This window comes from Stenotrophomonas sp. GL_111, assembly GCF_057835245.1.
The window spans coordinates 4,127,457-4,145,066 of sequence record NZ_CM174421.1 but is presented as its reverse complement, the minus strand read 5'-3'; the positions used below and the strand labels follow the sequence as shown (position 1 = coordinate 4,145,066).

Below are 17,610 nucleotides of genomic sequence, written 5' to 3'. Positions count from 1 at the left end.
GGGGGACGTTTGCCCGAAAACACCCATCCACCGCCAGCCCCACGCTGCGGATCGAACAAGGAGACAAAGATGTTGACCGAACGCCATCGCCATCGCTGCATCCCCGCCACGCCCTTGTCCATCGCGCTGGGCCTGGCCCTTGCCGTGGGCGGCAACGCCGCCGCGCAGGACGCCAAACCCGACCCGAAGGCCACCGAACTGTCGCGGATTGAAGTCACCGGCTCCAACATCCGCCGCACCGACGTGGAAACGGCATCGCCGGTGCAGGTGATCAGCAAGCAGGACATCGAGAACATGGGCGCGCGCACGCTGTTGCAGGTGCTCGACAACCTGCCCGCCGCTCGGCCGGCCCAGCAGGATTCGCGCTCGCTGTTCACCGGCTCCGACGGCGCCTCGCAGGCCAACCTGCGTGGTCTCGGCGCGCAGGGCACGCTGGTGCTGTTGAACGGACGTCGCCTGTCGTACTACGGCGCACCGGCCGGCTTCCAGACCCAGTTCGTCAACATCGATGCGATCCCGGCCGCGGCCATTGAACGCATGGAAGTGCTGACCGACGGTGCCTCGGCCGTGTACGGCACCGACGCGGTGGCCGGCGTGATCAACGTGATCACCAAGCGCAACTACCAGGGCGCGGAGATCAACTTCAGCGCCGACAAGTCCTCGCGTATCGATTCCTACGGCGAGAACCAGGTGAGCATCACCGCCGGTTTCGGCGACCTCGACGAGAACCGCTTCAACATCTACGGCGCGGTCAACATGTACCGGCGCGATGCGATTCCGCTCAGCGACTTCTACGACAAGCGCCCCAGCCAGTACTACGTCAACAACCCCAACTACCTCACCAACCTGCGCCTGGGCGTGGGCAGCAAGCCGGGCCAGTTCAACCCGGGCAGCTACTTCGCCTTCGACCCGGCCACCGGCCGCCGCGTGCAGGAAGCCGCACCGGGCTGCCAGAACGTGCTGGTCGGCGAAGCTGCCGGCCCGCGTTGCATCTGGGAAACCTGGATGAACAACGAGATCGATGCCGGCGCCAAGTCCGAGCGTAATACCGCCTACCTCAACGGCACCTTCCTGGTGGGTGACAACACCGAGATCTTCGCCGAGGCGACCTACACCGACATCGACCTGCGCGCCAACGGTGGCACGCCGCGCAGCTACGGCACCACCACCGGCAACCCGACCAGCTGGTTCTCGCGCGACACCGGCACCACGGTCAACCAGTTCCTGTATCCGTTCCTGGGCCCGAACAACGAGTACAACCACGCCAGCCCCGAGCTGAAAGCAATGATGGGCGGCGTGGTTGGCCTGCAGTACCTGCTGCAGGATGCCGGTGCCAACTACTTCGGCCAGCGCAACACCGACAAGAGCTACCGCGTGCTCACCGGCGCGCGCGGCAACGTCGGCGACTGGAACTGGGAAACCGCCTTCGCCACCGCCGGCACGCACTCCACCACCTACCAGACCATCAACGTCAACGTGAAGGGCTTCGAGCGCGCCTTCGGCCCGTACAGCATCGATCCGGGCACCGGCCGGGTGATCATCTCCGACCACCCCGCCTACAAGTTCGGTGAAATCAGCGAAGCCAACGGCAAGCTGATCCGCGAAGCCTTCCCCACCTTCGACATCCAGTCCTGGACCCGCCTGCACACCCTGGACGGCAAGATCGAAGGCCCGCTGTTCCAGTTGCCGGCCGGTGAAATGCGCGCGGCCTTCGGCTTCAACGCCAGCCGCGAAACCTTCTACACCCCGGGCAACCCGGATGCCGCGGCCGGCCTGATCACCCAACAGGGTGGCTCGTGGTTCGACGGCGCGCGCAACACCTACGCGCTGTTCGCCGAAACCGTTGCGCCGATCACCGACAAGCTGGAACTGGACGCGGCCGTGCGCGTGGACAAGTACCCCAACTTCAGCGCCAACGTCGCCCCGAAGATCGGCTTCAAGTACCAGGCCTTCGAGCAGCTGATGCTGCGCGGCACGTATTCCACCGGCTTCCGTGCGCCGAGCCTGGCCGAGTCCGGCAGCGGCGGCGTGTTCGCCCAGCTCGGTGGCTACCGCGACGAAGTACGCTGCGCCGAGACCAACGCCATCGCCAGCCTGCTGCGCCAGTCCAGCCGCCCCGGTGATGTCGACCTGGGCAAGACCCTGACCAACCTGGACTGCAGCCGCACCGTGGCGCGCATGACCCAGCCCAACCAGGAACTGAAGCCGGAGAAGGCCAAGATCTCCACGCTCGGTTTTGTCTACGAGCCGGCGAGCTGGCTGTCGGTCTCGGCCGATTACTGGTTCATCTACCGCGACAATGAAATCGTCGCGCCGGACTTCAGCAAGGACGGCGACATCATCGCCTCCACCCGCTCGCCGATCACCGACAGCGACCGCGCCAACCTGGCCGTGCTGGCGGCGATGTGTGCCGATCCGGCCAGTGGCGTGGCCTGTCCCTCGGCGTTGCCCGGTTACAGCGTCGGCAACGTGGCCAGCGTCGTGGGCCAGTACAAGAACCGTGGCAAGACCCTGGTCGATGGCTTCGACATCGATGCGCGCAGCCGCTTCTCGCTGGGTGAGTGGGGCAGCCTGAATGTGGGGGTGGCCGCCACCATCGCCAACCGCAACCGTTACTACATGGATGAAGAAAGCGGCTGGTACTACGGCGACGTAGTCGGCTACTACAACAACCCGCGCCTGCGTGCCACGTTGAACGCCGACTGGAACTACAAGCAGGTCACCACCAGCATGTTCATCAACTACGTCGGCGGCACCAAGTGGGCGCGCGACCAGGTGGATGAAGTGGACAACAATCCGGAAACCTGCACCGCTGGCTTCCTGGCGCTGGAGAAGAGCAAGTGCGATGGTGCACCGTCGTGGTGGACCGCCAACCTCAGCGTCACCTGGCGCCCGGATGACCACTGGAACCTGGGCTTCACGGTCAAGAACCTGTTCGATCGCCTGCCGTTCTACGATCCCAACAGCTTCCTGGGCGATTCCAGTGACTACGCCACCATCTTCGGCCGTGGTTACAGTCTGACGGTCGGCTACAAGTTCTAAGTGTTCCACCGCGCCGGCTGCGGCCGGCGCGGTACCCAAAAGAGGAAATGTTTGCCATGAAACGTAGGGAATTCATCCAGGCCAGCGCCGCGCTCGCCGCCACCAGCCTGCTTTCGCAGACCCCCGCCTGGGCCCGTGGGCGCAAGGTGCGGTTGGGCGTGATCGGCACCGGCATGCGCGGCCAGGTGCTGCTCAAGGAACTGGTCCGCCGTGACGACGTGGAGGTGGTGGCGCTGTGCGACATCGAGCCGATCATGCTCAAGCGCGCCGTGGACATGGTGGCCAAGGCCGGCAAGCCGGCACCGAAGACCTACGGCCAGGACGGCGACGTCAACGCCTGGAAGCGCCTGCTGGAACAGCGCGGCCTGGACGGCGTGATCATCGCCACGCCGTGGGAGTACCACGCGCCGATGGCCATCGCCGCGATGCAGGCCAAGGTCGCGGTCGGCTGCGAAGTGGTGGCCGGCATCACCCTGCAGGACCATTGGGATGTGCTCAAGACCCAGCTCAGCACCGGCACCCCGTACATGCTGCTGGAGAACGTCTGTTATCGCCGCGATGTGATGGCCGCGCTGCAGATGGTGCGCCAGGGCCTGTTCGGTGAACTGGTGCACCTGCAGGCCGGTTACCAGCACGACCTGCGCGGGGTGAAGTTCAACTCCGGCGATCCGACCCAGCCCTATGACAGCGGCGTGGAGTTCGGCGCCAAGGGCTGGTCCGAAGCGCGCTGGCGCACCGAGCATTCGGTCAAGCGCAATGGCGAGCTGTACCCCAGCCACGGCATCGGCCCGTGTGCGATGTACACCGGCATCAACCGCGGCAACCGCATCACCCATATCAACGCGTTCGCCAGCAAGGCCCGCGGCCTGCACGACTACACCGTGGCCAAGAGCGGCGGCACCACCCACCCGAGCACGAAGGTGGCCTTCAAGCTCGGCGACATCGTCACCACCACCCTGGCCTGCGAGAACGGCGAGACCATCCTGCTGCAGCACGATACCTCGCTGCCGCGGCCGTACTCGATGGGCTTCCGCGTGCAGGGCACCAAAGGCCTGTGGATGGATGTGAACCATTCGATCCACATCGAAGGCCGCAGCCCGCCGCACCAGTGGGAAGAGTTCAAGACCTACCAGGACCAGTACGAACACCCGCTGTGGAAGCAGCATGCCGACACCGCCGCCAGCGCCGGCCATGGCGGCATGGACTGGTTCGTGATCCATGCGTTCGTTGAAGCCCTCAAGGCCAAGGCACCCATGCCCATCGACATCTACGATGCGGTGACCTGGAGCGCGATCACCCCGCTGTCCGAGCAGTCCATCGCCAACAGCTTCCAGACCCTGGAGTTCCCCGACTTCACCGCCGGCCTGTGGAAGCAGCGCAAGCCGATCTTCGCGTTCGACGGAACGTATTGATCACATTGCTTGGGTAGCGCCGAGCCATGCTCGGCGCTTTGCTCTCACGGCCCAACCCAACGCTCCGGAATGCGCTCAGCCAGCACCACCGCAGCCTCGTGCGCCTGCCCATCGCGCAGGAAACCCAGCGTCACCCGCGTTCCAACGGGCAGCGTGCGCAGCACCTCCCGCCATTGCCCCAGTCCCCGGCGCGCCACCGGTTCGCCGTTGATCGAGACGATGCGGTCGTTCTCGCGCAGCTGCGCGGTGGCGGCCGCGCTGCCAGCGGCCACATCGCCCACCCGTAACAGCGCACCGTCCTGCTGCAGCCATAGGCCGCTGCGGTCGAAGGGTTCCGGTGCTGCGTTGTGCGCATTGGGCGTGAAGTACATTCGCTTTGCGTCGTAATCCACGCTGACGGTGAAACGCCGCAGCACGCCACCGCCGAGCAGCGCGCCGTAGTCGGACAGCGCCAGTGCGCCTTTGTCGGTGGTGGACAGGTCGCCGGCCAGCCCTGCAACCTGCAGGCTGCCCATGCGCAGCACGCCCAGCCGCGCCGGCGCCGCGCGTGCTGGACCGCCGAGGCCCCAACCCACCACGCTCTCCGCGCTGGCGCGGTATTTTTTCAGCAGCTCGTGCGAGCGCACGAACGGGCTGTTCAAACTCAGCGAGCCGCGCGAGCCCGAGTCGACCCAGAGCCGCAGCGGTATCCCGTCCAGCACGCCGGACAGCACCGGCGCGCGCTCGTCCTGCTCGAACGGCAAGGCCACCGCGTCGGCGGGGGGCCGGAAGCGGGTGGGCGCGGTGAGCGTGAGTATCTGGTTGGCGTAATCGAAGGTAGTGACGAAGCGTCGGAAGGTCTCGTAGCCGAGGAAGCCGTCGTAGTGCACGCCCATCGACGCTACCTGCTCGCCGAGATCGACGATGTAGAACGTCGGATCGGGCAGCAGCGCCTCACCCACGCGCAGGCTGCGGCTCTGCGCCAGGCGCAGGCGGGAGGGAGCATCACCGGCACCCTGGATGCTCAACTCGCCGGCACTGGCGATGCCCAGGCGCTGTGCGGCGGCGGGGGTCAGCAGGTTGACCGCGCCGGTATCCACCAGCAGCCGCACCGGCTGACCATCAACCTGGGCATCCACGTAGACATGGTTGTTGACCAGGTCGAACGGCACGCGCGTGACCCCGCTGGCGTTCTCCACGTGGGCATCAGTGGGCATCGGCGGCGGCGCGAAGGGGTGGGGCGGCAGCGGCGCGTTGACGGCATAGCGCAGCACCTGGATCTCGCTGCGTTGGCGTGGGTCGGTGCGGCCGGCGCTGTCGACGTGCTGCAGCGTGATCCGATGCGGCAGCTGCAGCCCGTCCACCTCACGGTAGTCACCCAGCTCGGACACCGCCGTGCTGCGCGCCACCGGCAGCACGATGCGGGCGAGCAGGCCGGTGCGGGCATCGAACCAGAGCTCCAGCGGATCCCCTGCTTCGGGTGTTGCGGGCACCACGTCGTAGCGACGCCCATCGAGGGTCTGCGACCGCGCGGAGGCGTAGTGGGCGGGCAGGCGATCGGCCTGCCAGTAGCCGCGTGCGGTCAGCCAGGCCTGGGTACGTGCCTGGCGGCGCGGCACCACGCCGTCCAGCAGGGCCACTTCACCACCGTGATCGCGTCGCCAGACCTGGTCGCCGTCATAGCCCTGGGACTGGTCGAATGCGCCCTGGCGTGAGGCTTCCACGTAACGACCGCCCACCAGGTCCTGGGTGAGCTGCCAACGACCGGCCAGACCGCCCGCCGCTTTCTGTCCCTCGGCCTGCAACGTCTGAATGGCGGCCCAGCGGGTATCGCCACTGGCCACCCGGGCCCGCTCCAGGATCGGCACCGGGCTGCGCGCCTGCGCAGGGATCACCACCGCGGCCAGCAGCAGGCCGAGTACTACACGCTTGAATCGCATCACATCACCGTCTGCGTTGGAACCAGCGGTCATGAGCGCCGATAGCGCGCCACAGATCGCCCGAACGGGCCGGATCGGACCTTTCAGTGACAGGCGGCGGTGTCCGTGCGCTGGCGCTGGCTGCGCCGGTAGTCGCGCGGCGTGCTGCCGGTCATGCGTTTGAACACCGTATTGAACGTGGACTTGCTACCGAACCCGGCGGCGAGCGCGATCTCCAGCACGCTGCGGCGGTCGTCGGGATCGGCCAGGCTGGCGGTCGCCGCATCGATGCGGAAGGTGTTCACGAACTCGAAGAAGTTCTGCCCCAGCCCCTGGTTCAACGCCTGCGAAACATGGTTCGGCGGCCAGCCGCTGCGCGCGCTCAGCTGCTGCAGATCGAAACCGGGGTCGGCGTACAGGCGCGCGGTGCGCATCAGCTGCGCCAACTCGGCTGCAATTCCGGCGCATTGGTCGGCGTCGATGCCAGACCGCTGATAGGGTGCGTTGGACGCTTGCGGCAACAACAGGCGTTGGCGCAGCCCGAACCCGGCCAGCAGGTACATCGCCGCCGTGGTCAGCCAATTCAGCGCCACTCCGGACCATGCCCAGGCCACATCATTGCCCGGCGGCGGCCAGCGCCCCCATGCAATGCCGATCCAGCAAGCGGTGAGCACCGCGATTCCCGCGCGCAGCCCGCCCAGTTGCAGTGCCGCCTCGTCCGCGCTGAGCTGCTCCAGCCGCGCCCGTGCACGGTAGGCACGCACGGCGGCTGCCAAGAGGTACGGCACGCCCAGGAACCACCAGCCATGGAAACTGAGCAGGAAGATCGCCCGGCCCAGCGGTGAGGCGTCGAACGGGGCCAGTGCATTGGACAGCGAGATCACCAGCGCGACCGCGCACGGCAGCAGGTGCCAGCCCACAACCGGGTGTGGCCATGTGCGCGCATCCGAGGTCAGCGCCACCGTGTAGCCGTACAGCAGCGGGCCCAGCAGGTACACCAGCGGCACTTCAACCACGCGCAGCCAGCGCACCGTATCGGCCGCCAGCCAGGCGTGCGCGCCGAGCAGAAACGTACCGAACAGATGGGCCAGTGCGAAACAGGCGAAGAATGCGGTCAGCAGGCGGGCAGCCCGCGTGCGTCGGCCGAAGCCGAGCCCGGCCGCCAGCGAAGCCAGCCCGAGTACCGCAGCACCTGAGGCGAGGTTGAGCAGATCCGGTGGCGTCATGCGCGCAGTGTTGATGAAGCCACGGGGTGCGTCCAGCCGTGGCTGGTCGCCCGCCAGGCGGACCCAACCAGATATGGGCTACGTCAGTTTGTCTCGATGAAGACATACTCGTTCTGTGCATCGCGCAAGGTCAACGTCCGCCCGGCGGGAGAGTCTGCGGCCACGAAGGGCTGAGGCGGGCTGGGGATCGCGCCGGAGAATTCGACAACCCTTCCCGCGTTGACGCGCGAGGCGACGGGCATGTCCCAGGCGTCGAAGACAAAGCGGAGCCCTTCACCGGACCGCTCCACACGCAGATTGCCGAGCAGTTCGTTGCGATAGCGTGGCGCCAGCAGGGCGGCGTGTTCGCCGGTGGCCGGAACGCTCCATGCCCGACGCCGCGCCTCGCGTAGCTCGCGCTCGTTGGCCGCAGCGGCGGCCACCATGCTGTCGGCCTCAGGCTGTGCGTCGAATACCAACTCCATCACCTTCCGCGGAAAGGCGTCCATCAACACATTGCCGGTGCTGGAGTTCGTCAGGATCACCAGGCCGATGTCGTGCTCGGGCCACCAGACCACGTTGCTGCGTTGGCCGTACAACCGGCCGCCGTGATACATCAATGGCGTGCCGCTCGACAGGTCAGTGTCCAGGCCCAGTCCGTACCACGCGCGCGGGCCCGTGCTGATCTGCGGTTTCCAACGCGCCTTGAGTGCCGATTCGGAAATGTAACGCTCGCCATCGTCCAGCAGTCCGCCGCTCAATTCGAGTTTCACATAGGCGAGCAGATCGTTGACACTGCTCCAGGCGCCGCCCGCCGGACGCACGATCTGCATCTGCCGGTCGCGTCTGGGATCAATGAATTCCAGGTCACCCTTTATTCCCACCCCGTGGGACCGGGCGAAATTGCCGCGCATGGCCTGGTCGAAATCGAAGGTGGTGCGTTTCATGGCCAGCGGTTCGAACACCCGCGTCGCCATCGCCCGGTCGTACGCCTGGCCAGGTTCCAGCCCGGGATACGCTACGTGGCCACCCACGTAGCCCGCAGCGGCAGCCGGCGGATTCGTGTACTGGTAACTGTTGCCGAACGCGCTGGTGAGCTGCATCCGGGCCAGCGTGTCGAACACCAGCGATGGCTGCGCGTTCGGCCCCGCGAACTCCCAGTCGAGGTTGCGGTACGGCAGTCCGGCGCATGCACACGCCAGATGCCGGACCTGCATCTTCGCGGTCGTGTCCGCGTCGGCCAGCTTGAATGCCGGCAGCAGTTCGACCACCGGCGTTTCCCAGCTCAACCGTCCCTCGTCCACGAGTTTGGCGAGCATCAAGGTGGTGAGCGGTTTGGTATTGGAAGCGATCAGATAGAGCGTATCGGCATCCACCGGCTCGGGCTTGCCGTCTTCGCGTACGCCGAAACCGCCGGCATACACGAGCTTTCCGCCCTGCACGATGCCGATGGATACGCCGGGCACCCCCAACACGCTCTGGGATTGGCGGACGAACGTTTTCAGTTGCTCGATCCTCCCTGCATCGAGCAACTGCGCCTTGCGCCCCGCCAGAGTCTCTGCGACATACCCCGCCGGCGTGAATTCGTTTCGGATCAGATTCAACTCCGCCTGACGCTTGCCGGCGACGGCGTTGGCGAGGTCGTCGATGCGCACGACCCAACGATGATCGTGGCGCATGGCCCGCGCCGTGAGCTGACGGGGTTCGCCGGAGGGCGTGCGGTACACATAATTGCGGCCATCAACCCAGCCGTTGCCGTTGGCCAGGGGCACCGTCATGAGAAGCTCCGGCGGTGTGCGGCCGCTGTAGCCCATCCATGCTTGGGACACCGCATCCGTCGCGTCGGTGGCATCCACCTCGACCAGGGCGATCCACGAACCGCCCTCAGGCGCCTGCAGGACGACCGCGGTTCCCCGGCGCGTCTGCGTCCAATCCCCGGGCGTGACGAAGCGGTGTCCGGACGGCGTTCTGCCCGAAACATCCGCCGCCGCTGCCGGTGCCATTGCGACGCCGCTTGTCGCTTGCCCCCAGGCGGCGGCGCCCGGGGCGCAGGCCAGCAGAATGCCGAGCGCGCAGCGCGTGAGAACCGGGGAGCACGGGAACAACGTTGCGGGCTTGAGCAAGGTTTCGGACATCGGGGGGTTCCGTTGGATGAACCGGCCCACTTTGCCTAGATCTTTTTGGAATCAGTATCTTATTGCGCGTTTCCGTACTCCGGAAACCGTTCCTGGGAGTGCGGGGCGTCCAACGCGGCTTGCCGCCACACCGCCGGTGTACTGCCTTCCAGCTTCTTGAAGCTGTTGTAGAACGTGGACATGGACAGGAAACCGGAAGCCTCGGCCACCTGCTCCATCAGCACTTGGCCGGGCTCGCGCAACAGGCGCTTGGCGGCATCCACCCGCAGTTGCATCAGGTACGACTTGAAGCCTGTCTTGTGATTGTCGTTCAGCACCTGGGACAGCCGTGCAGGCGGCATGTTGAGGCGGCGTGCGACTTTGACCAGGCTCAGCCGCGCGTCCTTGTACAGCGCCTCGGCGGCCATGAGCCGATGCAGCGCCTGCAAGGCTGTCTCGGCCTCGTCCGGAGAGATTTTCCGGTCCTGGTAGGGCACGGCCACGGGACGCGTCCTGCGCCGGGCAAGCACTACGATGAAGCCCAGATACAACACCAGCGAAAACGACAGCGGCCCCACGATGTAGGAGGTAAACCCCGCCGTGAAATAGGCCAGCCAGACCACGCCCGTGCCGGCGATGACCATCGCCACCTGGTTCCGGGTCAATCCATCGATGTTGGTGGGCGGATGTTCCTGCTGGGAAGCGCGCACATACAGGGCGCCGGCGGCCAGCAGACACGCCAGCCAACTGTAAGTCACGACCCGCCATGCCGACGTCGCGTTCCACCAGTCCAGATGGTCGGCGTAAGGAAACGCCACGCCCAAGCCCGTCGCCGCGACGAGCAACCCCACGGCGAGCTTCCAATCCTGGTGCGTGCGCTGGCCGGACGGGTCGGCCCACGCCCGCACCAAGCCGATCAGGCACGGGCCGATGAGGAAGCAGGCCGTCAGGCCCACCTGCAGGATCGCCTTGGATGTCTCGGGGTAGAAATAAACCAGCACCGATTTGCCGGTTCGGACGCTCATCAACAGCAACAACACCGCCAGCCAGCGTTGGGCGGGCTCGGTTGGGCGCCGCAACATCACGTAAGCGGCCATGACCAATCCGTTGAACGCGCCTATGCCAGCAAAAAAGAACAGCAGATAGAGGTCAATCATGGCGGCAGGATGGAACGGAGTGGAGGGCTTGATCGATCGAGAATACATCTCGCAAGCACGGCCGCCTAGGCGCGGAGAGCGCCCAAAACCCCGGAAACAAGGCCTTCTTCGTCGTTGCGACGAAGCGTAGAAAACGTGGGAACGGGGAGGATGGTGCGCCCGGAGGGATTCGAACCCCCGACCAATGGCTTCGGAAGCCACTACTCTATCCGGCTGAGCTACGAGCGCGTTGTGTCCTGCATCCCGGGGCGGCCCGTGTGGGCTGCCGCACGCCTTGGCGGCGCGGGGAGGAGCATTCTAGCGGGAAATGCCGCGCAGGTCTGCCCCCTGCCATGTTGCGCGCGGCGGCAGCGCTTCGGCCGGGCCTTGGCGGTATCCTTATACGCATGGCTTACGAACGTTTTGATGCCCCCGCCGGTGCCGCACCGTCGCGCTGGGGCCAGTACTGGAAACTGATGCGCGCCGATCGTCCGATCGGCACCCTGCTGCTGCTGTGGCCCACCTGGTGGGCGTTGTGGCTGGCCGCCGGCGGGCTGCCGCCGGTCTGGACCCTGTTCGTGTTCAGTGCCGGTGTGTGGCTGACGCGTTCGGCCGGCTGCGTGATCAACGACTACGCCGACCGCTGGCTGGACCCGCACGTCAAACGCACCAAGGATCGCCCGCTCGCGAGCGGGCGGGTGTCCGGGCGCGAGGCGCTGCTGTTGTTCGCCGGCCTGATGCTGGTGGCCTTCGCGCTGGTGCTCACCCTCAACGCGCTGACCATCGGGCTCAGCTTCATCGGCATCTTCCTGGCCGCCAGCTACCCCTACCTCAAGCGCTACACGCACCTGCCGCAGGTGTACCTGGGCATGGCGTTCGGCTGGGGCATCCCGATGGCCTTCGCCGCCGTGCAGGGCGAAGTGCCGGTGATCGGCTGGCTGCTGTATGGCGCCAACATCCTGTGGTCCACCGCCTACGACACCTGGTACGCCATGGTCGACCGCGACGACGACCTGAAGATGGGCTCGCACTCCACCGCCATCCTGTTCGGCGACCTGGACCTGGTCATCCAGGGCATCCTGTATGCGCTGTTCGTGGGCACCATGGCCATGGTGGGCCTGCGCGCCGCGCTGGGCCTGCCGTATTGGCTGGCGCTGGGCGTGGCCGCGCTGCTGATCGCCTGGGAATTCCAGATGTGCCGCAAGCGCGAGCGCGAGCTGTGCTTCAAGGCCTTCCTGCACAACAACTGGGTGGGTGCCACGCTGTTTGCCGGTATCGCCGCGGCCCTGGTGCTGCGCTGAGCCCGTCAACCGGCCCGGCGTGACGCGCGCGGCTGCAGGTGCAGCAGCAGTACCGCGCCGGCCAGCAGGCCCAGGTCCTTGAGCAGGAACTGGCCCGATCCGCCCACCACCGGCGCCGGGTAGCCCGCCTGCCAGGCCGGGGTGGTGAACAGGAAGGTCTGGGTCAGCACATACGTGCCAATCCCCAGCAGCAGCCCGCACTGGCCCAGCCGGCGCTGCCACGGGCCGGCCAGGATCAGCGCGAAGGTGAGCAGCTCGATCACCCCGATCACGTTCGAGGCGCCCTGCACATCCAGCCGCGCATACAACCACGAGAACAGCGGGCTGGGCCGCATGATGCCTTCCACCCCGGCCGCCTCGTAGGCGCTGAACTTCAGCAGCCCGATCCAGCCCAGCACCAGCAGCTGCCCGGCCCACAGCAGCCATCCGGCCGAGCGCAGCGGCACCTGGCCCCGCCGCCAGTGCAGATGCAGCGCCCAGGCCAGCGCGCCCAGCCCCAGCCCCTTGATCAGGCTTTGCCCACCGCCCAGCCACGGGAAACCGGCGAAGTCGGCGGTCTGCTTCCATGCGCTCGCGTCGGCCAGGCCGAACAGACCACCCCACCACCACAGCGCGGCCCCGAGCGCGGCGGCGGCGCGCAGCGGCCGCGGCAACCCCGGCAGCATCAGCAGGCCCAGCAGCAGCTGCACGCTGCCGCGCAGGGGGGCCAGCCATTGCGCGGTGGCCGGGTCGGTGCCGCCGCGCACCAGCGCTTCCACGCTGAAGCCCAGCCAGCCCATCAGGCCGAACCAGATCAGCAGCGCGCTCATCACGGCCGCAGCCAGCGTCCAGGCGGCGTGGGAGGGCAGGGCGGCACCGTTGGCGGGCAACCGTTGGGGCGAGGGCGAAGGCGTTGGCAGCACGGTCATCCGGGCAGTCTCTGGCAGGGGCGATCCTTACAGGAGGCAGCAAGCGGGCAAAACGATTCGCCGGGCGCGGACAAGGCTGCTACCAATGGGTGACAGACACCGGGGCGGGCAGTGGACAGAATCAGCACATTGATGACCGGGAGAGCAGGGCGATGAGCGCATCCACAACGGTGCAGGACGGCTGGATGGCGCGCGCGGCGCTGCGTTCGGCCGCCTGGGCGGAAAAATGGTTCCCCGATGCCTACGTGTTCGCCGTGCTCGGCGTGATCATCGTGGCCGCCGCCGCGATGGGCTTCGGGGCCACCCCGCAGGCCACCGCCCGTGCCTTCGGCGAGGGCTTCTGGAGCCTGATTCCCTTCACCATGCAGATGGCCTTCGTGGTCATCGGCGGCTACGCGCTGGCCACCGCGCCCATCGTGGCGCGCTTCATCGACCTGCTGGCGCGGGTGCCGCGCACCGGCCGCGGCGCGGTGGTGTACGTGGGCCTGGTCAGCATGCTGGCCTCGCTGCTCAGCTGGGGCTTCTCGCTGGTGTTCGGCGGCCTGCTGGTGCGCGCGCTGGCCCGCCGCACCGACCTGCGCATGGATTACCGCGCCGCCGGCGCTTCGGCCTACCTGGGCCTGGGCGCGGTGTGGGCGATGGGGCTCAGTTCCTCGGCCGCGCAGCTGCAGGCCAACCCGGCCAGCATGCCGCCGGGGCTGGTGGAAATCACCGGCGTGCTGCCCTTCACCGAAACCATTTTTCTGTGGCAGTCCATCGCGCTCACCAGCGCGCTGATCCTGGTCTCGCTGCTGATTGCCTGGCTCACCGCACCGGGCCCGGCCACCGCGCGCACCGCCGCCGATTTCGACGGCGCCGCGCAGGCCGAACCGCAACCGTTGCAGCCGCGCACCCGCCCCGGCGAGTGGCTGGAGTACAGCCCGCTGCTGACCGTGCTGCTCTCGTTGCTGGCCTTCGGTTGGCTGTTCGGCGAGTTCGCCAGCAAGCCGCTGGTCTCGGCGATTGCCAACCTCAACACCTACAACTTCCTGTTCATTTCGCTCGGCCTGCTGCTGCACTGGCGCCCACGCAGTTTCCTCAACGCGGTGGCCAAGGCGGTGCCCAGCACCACCGGTGTGCTGATCCAGTTCCCGTTGTACGGCGGCATCGCCATGATCCTCACCCATGCGGTGGGCAGCGGCGATGAAACCCTGGCGCACCGGCTATCCAGCTTGTTCGTGCACATCGCCACCGCCGACACCTTCGCACTGGTGATGGGCGTGTACTCGGCGGTGCTGGGCTTCTTCGTGCCGTCCGGCGGCGGCAAGTGGATCATCGAAGCGCCGTATGTGATGCAGGCCGCCAACGAACTGCGCGCGCACCTGGGCTGGGCGGTGCAGGTCTACAACGCCGCCGAGGCGCTGCCCAACCTGATCAACCCGTTCTGGATGCTGCCGCTGTTGGGCGTGCTCGGGTTGAAGGCGCGCGACATCGTTGGTTTCACCTTCATCCAGCTGCTGGTGCACATCCCGCTGGTGCTGGGCCTGTTGTGGCTGCTGGGCATGACGCTCACCTACGTGCCGCCGGTGATGCCGTAACGCGCGCAGTGCCGTAGTGCCGGGCGTTGCTCGGCGGACTCGGGCCAACGGCAGCGGGGCAACGCCCCGCGCTACGCCGATGGCTCTGGCTCAGAACGCCGCAGTGCCGTGGGCTGCGGTGTCGGCGAGCAGCAACGGCAACGCCGCCAACAGTGCGGCGCTGTGCGCGGGCGAAAGCACTGCCGCCAGTGCAGGGCCCAGCCGCCGCTGCAGATCAGCCAAGGCCAGGTGCGGCGCACGCGGGTGTGCCGCCTGTGCCGCGCCGATGGCAACGGCCAATCGCTCGGCGATGGCGTGATGCAACCGGTGCTGCGCGGCGCTTTCTGGCGTGCCCGTGATGCGTTCCAGTGCAGCATGGCAGGCCACCACCAACGGCGATGCATCGGCCAGCGCCGTGGAGTGCGCCACCGCGCGGCCCTGCAACTGCAGACGTGCCTGCAGACCCTGCAGCTGGCGCAGCCGTGCCTCCGGCGCGCCCGGGGCCAGCAAGAGCGCCTGCAGGTGCCGTCGCAGCTGCAGGCGTGCCGCGCCGCCGGTGGTGCTGGTTTCCAGCTGATGGCGTAACTGGCTGTGCAAGGCATCCGCTTCGCGGCGTGGGTTGGCCGGTGGCGCTGTCGCCCGGTCCAGATAATCCCAGGCCATATCGCGCACTTCCGGCGCGCGCTCACGCGCCCAGTGCCGGATGCGCACGTCCTCGGCCACACCCAGGTGTTGCTCGCAGGCCTCGGTGCTCACCACATCACGTAGCAGCGAGCAGAAGTGCAGGTCGTAGCGGTAGTGGTGCATCGGTGTATCGGCCTCGTCACTGCTGCCATCAGTGGGTGGTGCCAGCATGGCCGTCTGCAGCTGCTGGCCAAACCCGGTCACGCGTTGGTGCAGGTTGCGCCGGCGCAGGCGGTGCAGATCGCGCTGCTGGCCGCGTGCGTCCACGCGCCAACGCGGCCCCAGGTAATCGCAGCAGGCGTGGAAGTCCGTGCTGCCGGTGGGCGGCAGCAGGGCGCGCAGGCGGCGGTGCTGGCGCGGCAACCCGGCCTGCAGTTCCTGCAGTGACTGCGGCGCCCACGCACGCGCCGCAGCGTCCTGCCAGGGTGCCGGCACGCCCGGCAAGTGCACCAGCCACGCGCAGTGCTTGTGCGGGTGCGGGCGGTTGAGCAACGCCAACGCACGCGCCACTGCCGGGCCATTCACGGCGGCGTCCAGGTACACCAGGGCCAGCCGCGCATCCAGGTAGGGCAACGCGTAAAGGTTGCTGGCGATCAGCAGCTGCGCCCTCTGCTGGTCTGCAGGCGTGCAGAAAGCGCCTTGGCCGATCGTCGCACTGCGCACCATTCCGTCCTTGACGAACGCGCGCTGATGCCGGCGCATCGCGTGGGCATCGGCCACCAGCAGCAACGCGCGCAGGTCGCGCTCGGTGTGCAGCAGGGTGTCGCGCAGGTGCTGGGCAACGGTGGATGCCCAGCGGCTGCCGCGTGGGACGGCTGGCTCGGCAGCCGCGGTAGCGTCGCGCGGGGGCGCCTGCGGGCGCAGCGGGCTCGGTGCCAGCGCATGGTGGTACACCGGCACCAGCAGGCCATCGGCGAGGGCATCGGCGTTAGTGCAGGCATACAGCAGCGGGCCAACCACATCGCCCGGCATCGCCTCGGGCAGCGGCGCGCTGCCCAGCCACAACCAGCCTGCGCGCGGCAGCCGCTGCCGCGCGCGTTCCAGCCACGCCGGTGGGCCGGCCTGCAGGTGTGCATCCACCAGCACGATCAGATCGTCGTCGGCATGCCCGGCGTCGCGGCGGCGCAGCCACGCCTGCAGCGCACCCGGCGTGGTCTGCAGTGTGCCGCCGCGCTCGTGGGCCATGAAGGCCGCCAGCCCGTGCCCCGGCGATGCCGTGGTGGGCGCAGGGCGCGGCAGCACCTGCAGCACCCGGCAATAGCGCAACCGCCGGTCGCGCTGCAGGTGCTCAAGCAACCAGAGCCAGGTAAGTGCCCTGCCCACACCGGCCGCCAACTGCAGCTGCCCGCACCCACGGCGGCCTTCCGCGTCGATGCACCGCAACTGCGCCAGCCCGGCCTGCACCGCGAAGAACTGTGCGGCCCGCGCAATGCGCTGGCGGCCATCGGCGCCGGTATGCACAAAGCCGCCCAGCAGCGCCAACAGCCGCGCGGGCGCCGCCACGCCGGCCAGCAACGGTGCGTGCACCGCCTGTAGCCAGTGCCCGTTGGCGTTGGGCGAGCCTGTCTTCGGCGCCGGCAGGGCATGGCGTAGTTGCCGTGCCGAACACGCGGTCCAGCCGTGTTCGCGCCAGCGCACCCAGCCATCGGCTGGCGTGCCGCGGCAGGCATAGCGCCCGCCACGCCGGTCCAGCGCCAGCAGCAACGGCGCGGTGCAGGCGGTGCTGTTGGCGCTCAGTTGCTGGTGGTGCACGGCAATCGCCGCGCCATCCCGGCCCCAGCGGCCCTGCCCATCGCGCTCCACGCACAGCAGGCGCAGCAGCGGCAGGCCGTTGACGTAGCCCACCAGCGCATCCACACGCGGCACTGCATCCAGTGCCGGTTGGCCCTGCTCACGCGCACTGGCAATGTCCCACCGGTTTTTCGATGGCTCGGCCCAGTCCACCAGTGGCACCGTGGCCTGCACGGCGCGCCCGTCCGGCAGCTGCTGCGCCACGCATACCCCGTCGCGGAGCAACGTCAGCAGGGCATCGTTGCCGGCCTGCGCACCGCGCCGAAGCGCGCCTTGCGCCAGGGTTGCCAGCACCTGTGCAATGCCGGCCGCATCCAGGGGCCAGTGCTCGCCATAGGCTTCAAAGCGCACCTGCTGCAGATGCGCGCGCAAGCGACCCTCCAGCACAGTGCTGCCGGGGCCACCACGCAGGGCGCAGCATCGGTTAGGGGACAGATACTGCCAGCCCAACCGCTGCAGCCAGCCCAATGCGGACCGCGTGACCACTCCGTGCACGGGTGTGCGCGTCATGGCGGCGCGCCCTGCACATCCAGCGCGCAGGCTGGCAGCGGCAATACGGGTGA

The 17,610-nt window shown here is 67.9% G+C and carries 10 protein-coding genes and 1 tRNA gene; 4 read left to right on the top strand and 7 right to left on the bottom strand.

Annotation, left to right across the window (positions count from 1 at the left end):
- Nucleotides 1-69 precede the first annotated feature (69 nt).
- The gene (locus tag AC3IPM_RS18410; RefSeq protein WP_489301677.1) at nt 70-3,042 is read left to right on the top strand and encodes a TonB-dependent receptor domain-containing protein; all 2,973 of its coding nucleotides are present in this window, start codon (nt 70-72) and stop codon (nt 3,040-3,042) included.
- A 56-nt stretch (nt 3,043-3,098) separates the two neighbouring features.
- Nucleotides 3,099-4,454 (top strand): Gfo/Idh/MocA family protein, encoded by a 1,356-nt coding sequence (locus AC3IPM_RS18405; RefSeq protein WP_489301676.1) that lies wholly within the window; start codon nt 3,099-3,101, stop codon nt 4,452-4,454.
- Nucleotides 4,455-4,498: 44 nt separating this feature from the next.
- Here AC3IPM_RS18405 and AC3IPM_RS18400 read toward each other — a convergent pair whose 3' ends face one another.
- The 5 genes from AC3IPM_RS18400 to AC3IPM_RS18380 all read right to left on the bottom strand — a co-directional run bounded on the left by AC3IPM_RS18400 (nt 4,499) and on the right by AC3IPM_RS18380 (nt 11,056).
- Nucleotides 4,499-6,373: an aspartyl protease family protein gene (locus AC3IPM_RS18400; protein ID WP_489301675.1), complete on the bottom strand. Its 1,875-nt coding sequence runs from the start codon at nt 6,371-6,373 to the stop codon at nt 4,499-4,501.
- Between the two features lie 83 nt (nt 6,374-6,456).
- Nucleotides 6,457-7,578, bottom strand: coding sequence for a helix-turn-helix domain-containing protein (locus tag AC3IPM_RS18395; protein WP_489301674.1), 1,122 nt, complete (start codon nt 7,576-7,578; stop codon nt 6,457-6,459).
- A gap of 83 nt (nt 7,579-7,661) precedes the next feature.
- Nucleotides 7,662-9,692, bottom strand: a complete 2,031-nt coding sequence (locus AC3IPM_RS18390) for a serine hydrolase domain-containing protein (RefSeq protein WP_489301673.1) — start codon at nt 9,690-9,692, stop codon at nt 7,662-7,664.
- Nucleotides 9,693-9,751: 59 nt separating this feature from the next.
- On the bottom strand, nt 9,752-10,828 hold the full coding sequence (locus tag AC3IPM_RS18385) for an AraC family transcriptional regulator (RefSeq protein ID WP_489301672.1): 1,077 nt from the start codon (nt 10,826-10,828) through the stop codon (nt 9,752-9,754).
- Between the two features lie 151 nt (nt 10,829-10,979).
- Nucleotides 10,980-11,056: transfer RNA gene (locus AC3IPM_RS18380), tRNA-Arg, on the bottom strand.
- Between the two features lie 158 nt (nt 11,057-11,214).
- On the opposite strand from AC3IPM_RS18380, the gene ubiA reads away from it, so the two are divergent.
- The gene (ubiA, locus tag AC3IPM_RS18375; RefSeq protein WP_489301671.1) at nt 11,215-12,108 is read left to right on the top strand and encodes a 4-hydroxybenzoate octaprenyltransferase; all 894 of its coding nucleotides are present in this window, start codon (nt 11,215-11,217) and stop codon (nt 12,106-12,108) included.
- 5 nt (nt 12,109-12,113) lie between these two features.
- On the opposite strand, the gene AC3IPM_RS18370 is transcribed toward ubiA, so the two are convergent.
- Nucleotides 12,114-13,016: a DUF417 family protein gene (locus tag AC3IPM_RS18370; protein WP_489301670.1), complete on the bottom strand. Its 903-nt coding sequence runs from the start codon at nt 13,014-13,016 to the stop codon at nt 12,114-12,116.
- 185 nt (nt 13,017-13,201) lie between these two features.
- Here AC3IPM_RS18370 and AC3IPM_RS18365 point away from each other — a divergent pair, with 185 nt between their 5' ends.
- The gene (locus AC3IPM_RS18365) at nt 13,202-14,593 is read left to right on the top strand and encodes a short-chain fatty acid transporter (RefSeq protein WP_489304210.1); all 1,392 of its coding nucleotides are present in this window, start codon (nt 13,202-13,204) and stop codon (nt 14,591-14,593) included.
- Nucleotides 14,594-14,683: 90 nt separating this feature from the next.
- On the opposite strand, the gene AC3IPM_RS18360 is transcribed toward AC3IPM_RS18365, so the two are convergent.
- Nucleotides 14,684-17,557, bottom strand: a complete 2,874-nt coding sequence (locus tag AC3IPM_RS18360) for a type I restriction endonuclease (protein WP_489301669.1) — start codon at nt 17,555-17,557, stop codon at nt 14,684-14,686.
- Nucleotides 17,558-17,610 lie beyond the last annotated feature (53 nt).

Excerpts from the sequence above, each read along its gene's own strand:
- AC3IPM_RS18410 (WP_489301677.1), top strand. The coding sequence starts at position 70 with ATGTTGACCGAACGCCATCGCCATCGCTGCATCCCCGCCACGCCCTTG.
- AC3IPM_RS18405 (WP_489301676.1), top strand. The coding sequence starts at position 3,099 with ATGAAACGTAGGGAATTCATCCAGGCCAGCGCCGCGCTCGCCGCCACC.
- AC3IPM_RS18400 (WP_489301675.1), bottom strand. The coding sequence starts at position 6,373 with ATGCGATTCAAGCGTGTAGTACTCGGCCTGCTGCTGGCCGCGGTGGTG.
- AC3IPM_RS18395 (WP_489301674.1), bottom strand. The coding sequence starts at position 7,578 with ATGACGCCACCGGATCTGCTCAACCTCGCCTCAGGTGCTGCGGTACTC.
- AC3IPM_RS18390 (WP_489301673.1), bottom strand. The coding sequence starts at position 9,692 with ATGTCCGAAACCTTGCTCAAGCCCGCAACGTTGTTCCCGTGCTCCCCG.
- AC3IPM_RS18385 (WP_489301672.1), bottom strand. The coding sequence starts at position 10,828 with ATGATTGACCTCTATCTGCTGTTCTTTTTTGCTGGCATAGGCGCGTTC.
- ubiA (WP_489301671.1), top strand. The coding sequence starts at position 11,215 with ATGGCTTACGAACGTTTTGATGCCCCCGCCGGTGCCGCACCGTCGCGC.
- AC3IPM_RS18370 (WP_489301670.1), bottom strand. The coding sequence starts at position 13,016 with ATGACCGTGCTGCCAACGCCTTCGCCCTCGCCCCAACGGTTGCCCGCC.
- AC3IPM_RS18365 (WP_489304210.1), top strand. The coding sequence starts at position 13,202 with ATGGCGCGCGCGGCGCTGCGTTCGGCCGCCTGGGCGGAAAAATGGTTC.
- AC3IPM_RS18360 (WP_489301669.1), bottom strand. The coding sequence starts at position 17,557 with ATGACGCGCACACCCGTGCACGGAGTGGTCACGCGGTCCGCATTGGGC.